We start from the raw sequence: 3,676 nt of genomic DNA on the forward strand, positions 1-3,676 counted from the left end.
AGCTCGGCCCGCTGAGCGCGGCCGTGGGCGCCCGCTCCGCGTCGGGCTCCAGCGCGGCCGACCCGGCGGACCGCTACCCGCAGGACGCCTCGGCGGCCTACGCGGCGAGCTCGTCCGCGGCCCTGCAGGGCCCCACCCCCGAGGAGCGGGCGCGCCTGCCCAAGGCGGGCCCGCGCGTCGCCCAGGTGCTGCTGGCGATCCTGGCCCCGCTGGCCCTGCTGCTGGCCGCCGTGCGGTTCGTGGCGAGCCCGGCGTTCCTGTGGCTCGAGTACCACCGGCCCGGCTTCCCCGCGGACCGGTTCGGCTTCGACACGGGCGACCGCATGCACTACGGCTCCGCCGGGCTGGACTACGTGACCAACCTGGCCGGGTCGCGGTACCTGAGCAGCCTCACCCACCAGGGCGAGCCGCTGTTCACCGAGGCCGAGGTCTCCCACATGACGGACGTCAAGGTGGTCCTGTGGATCGCCCTGGCGGCGCTCGTGGCGCTCGTGGTGGTCTGCGCCCTGCTGATCGCCCACCTGCTGCGGACCAGCCCCGGCGGGGTGCGCCGCGCCCTGTTCGCCGGCGCCCTGTGGCTGCCGCTCGCGCTGATCGCGCTCGCGGTGCTGGCGGTGCTCGGCTGGGAGACCTTCTTCGCCGGCTTCCACTCGCTGTTCTTCGCGGACGGCACGTGGACGTTCTCCGCGCGCGACGCCCTCATCCGTCTCTACCCGGAGCAGTTCTGGGTGGACGCGGCCCTCGTGGTCGGGGCGATCGCCCTGATCGCCTCGCTGGTGACGCTCGTGTTCACGTGGCCCACCCGCCGGCGTCGGGAGATGTCCGCGGACCGCCGCGGCCAGCTGCTGGACACCCGCCTGCGCTGGGCCCGCGAGGAGGACTCGCAGGTGCGCTGATCCGACCGCGCTGCGCCGAGCCGAACCGGCGCCGGGAGCACGACGGCCCGCCACCTCTCCACGGTGGCGGGCCGTCGTCGTCCGCGTCTGCGGTGGGGCGCGTCCTCGTCAGCGTCCGCGGTAGAGCGCGTCCACGTCCTCGGCGTAGTCCTCGATGACCTTCGCGCGCTTGAGCTTCTGGGACGGAGTGACGTAGCCGGAGTCCTCGGTGAAGGCGTGGCCCAGGATGCGGATGCGGCGGATGGACTCGGCGCGGGAGACGTCCTCGTTCACGCGGTCCACGGCCTCCTGGATGGTCTCCAGCACGGCGGGGTCCTGGGCGGCCTCGGCGGGGGTGAGGCTGCGCTCGCGGTCCAGGCTCCAGCGGGTGAGCTCCTCCTCGTCCAGGGTCACGAGGGCGCCCACGAACGGGCGGTTCTCGCCGACCACCACCACGTGCTCGATCAGCCGGTGCTGGCGCAGCGCCTCCTCCATGGGGGTGGGGTACACGTTCTTGCCGCCGGCGGTGATGATGACGTCCTTCTTGCGGCCGGTGATGCGCAGGTAGCCGTGCTCGTCCAGGGATCCGATGTCCCCGGTGCGGAAGAAGCCGTCATCGGCGTGGGACTCGGCGGAGGCCTCGGGCATGCCGTGGTAGCCGCTGAACATCACGGGGCCGCGCAGCAGGACCTCGCCGTCCTCGGCGATCTTCACGGTGACGCCGGGCACGGGCAGGCCCACGGTGCCCACGCGGTGGGCGCCGGGGATGTTCACGGTGGCGGGGGCGGTGCTCTCGGTGAGGCCGTAGCCCTCCACGATGGGCACGCCGGCGCCGCGGAAGAAGTGCACGAGCTCCTCGGAGAGCGCGGACGCGCCGGACACGCAGGTGCGCACCTCGCCGCCGAGGGCCTCGCGGATCTTGCGGTAGACGAGCCGGTCGAACAGGGCGTGGCGGGCGCGCAGCGCGGGGGAGGGCCCGCGCCCGGAGCCGAACTCCTTCTCCTCGAGGGCCTTGGACCAGGCGATGGCGGTGCTGCGGGCCGCCTGGTACACCGTGCCGGTGCCGGCCTTCTGCGCCTTGGTGGCGACGCCGGACTCGACCTTCTCGAACACGCGCGGCACGGCCAGCAGCCAGGTGGGGTGGAAGGAGGCCAGGTCCCGCAGCAGGGTGGCGGGGGAGGGGGCGTGGGCCACCTGGATCCGCGCGTACAGGCAGATGACCTGGACGGCGTGCGCGAGCACGTGGGCCAGGGGGAGGAACATCAGGGTGCGGGAGGCGGTGCCGGCGGGGGTCCACTGGACCACCTCGCGGGCGAAGGAGAGCACGTTGATCGAGGCGCCGGCGAGGTTGCCGTGGGTGATGACGGCGCCCTTGGGCCGGCCGGTGGTGCCGGACGTGTAGACGATCGAGGCGGGGTCGGCGAGCGTGGCCAGCGAGCGGGCGTGCTCCACCGCGTCCTCGGCCACGAAGGCACCGGCCTCGGCGAGCTCGGCCAGCCCGTCCGCGGTCATGGGGAACGTGGCCACGTCCAGGCCCTGGGCCGCGGCGGCCTCCTTCACGCGGGCGGCGAGCGCCTCGGTCCCGCAGGCCACGGCGCGGGCGCCGGAGTCGGTGAGGATGTGCTCCACCTGGTGGACGGAGGAGGTCTCGTAGATCGGCACGGAGACGGCCCCGGCGAACCACACGGCCTGGTCCAGTACGGCCCACTCGTAGGAGGTGGCGGCGAACAGGCCCACGCGGTCGCCGGGGGCCACGCCGTGGGCGATCAGGCCGCGCGCGGCGGCGCGGACCTGGTCGATGAAGGCCTCGAAGCGCACGTCCGTCCAGCCCCCGGTGCCGTTGCGCAGGGCGTACACGGGCGCCATCGGGTCCTGCTGGAGGGAGGACAGGATGAGGTCCGTGATGTTGGAGTCCGCGGGCGGCATCCAGTCGAGCTCGGTGGCGGACTCGGTGATGGGGATCTGGTTCTGCACTCCCTGAGCGTATCGAGAACGTGGCCGAGACGCGCGGCCCTGCGGCCTGGGGCGCTCAGATCCAGCTGTTGAACCACATGCGCCAGCGCCACTGGTCGTAGGGGATGACGTCCCCGATCCACACGGGCAGGAAGAACAGGGACACCCCGACGACGGCGGCCGCGTACGTCAGCACCAGTGCCGAGCCCCAGCGGGGCCCGGGCCGGCGGCCGGGGCGCAGCAGCAGGGACAGGGCCAGCACGATCATCAGGATGAGGAAGGGCTCGTAGGCGACCGTGTAGAAGAAGAACATGGTGCGCTCGGGCCACAGGAACCACACGACCTGCCCGGCGAGGTAGGCGCCGAGGAGGGCGCCGGCGCGCCAGTCCCGGTGGCGGATCAGCAGCCACAGGCACACGAGGACCGCGATCAGGCCGGTCCACCACAGCAGCGGGTTGGCGATGTCCGTGATGGCGGCGGAGCAGGCGCTCGGGGCGTCGGCGGGGCAGACCTCCTGCCCGGGCTCGCCGCCGCGGTAGTAGTAGCTCACGGGCCGGCCCATGAAGGGCCAGGTCCACGGGCTGGCGGCGTAGTCGTGGGGGCTGGTGAGGCCCTCGTGGAAGGTCGTGGACTCCACGTGGTAGTGCCACAGCGACCGCAGGGGGCCGGGCACGAGCCCCGCCAGCGGGCCCTCGGGCGGGTTGTCCCGGTGCCACATCCGGTAGTAGCCGCCCTCGGTGGCGAACCAGCCGGTCCAGGACGCGAGATAGGCGACCAGGCCGCCGCCCACCACGGCCACGAAGGCGAGCAGGCCGTCCTTCACGACGCCGGCCCGCGCCCAGTGGCGG

General features: G+C 73.5%; 2 protein-coding genes and 1 pseudogene. 1 reads left to right on the forward strand and 2 read right to left on the reverse strand.

Translation table 11 applies throughout. The features are described 5' to 3' along the window. Window positions 1-896: TIGR01906 family membrane protein (locus NWP10_RS10965; RefSeq protein WP_258300933.1), on the forward strand; the 896-nt coding region annotated here is incomplete at its 5' end. A gap of 108 nt (window positions 897-1,004) precedes the next feature. Here the strand turns inward: NWP10_RS10965 and NWP10_RS10970 are convergent. Both NWP10_RS10970 and NWP10_RS10975 read right to left on the reverse strand, forming a co-directional pair. Beyond that, on the reverse strand, window positions 1,005-2,849 hold the full coding sequence (locus NWP10_RS10970) for a long-chain fatty acid--CoA ligase (protein ID WP_258300934.1): 1,845 nt from the start codon (window positions 2,847-2,849) through the stop codon (window positions 1,005-1,007). A gap of 55 nt (window positions 2,850-2,904) precedes the next feature. Continuing rightward, window positions 2,905-3,676, reverse strand: a pseudogene (locus tag NWP10_RS10975) (phospholipid carrier-dependent glycosyltransferase); the annotation flags it as partial.

Source organism: Micrococcus sp. HG099 (assembly GCF_024723355.1).
Taxonomy (GTDB): domain Bacteria; phylum Actinomycetota; class Actinomycetes; order Actinomycetales; family Micrococcaceae; genus Micrococcus; species Micrococcus endophyticus.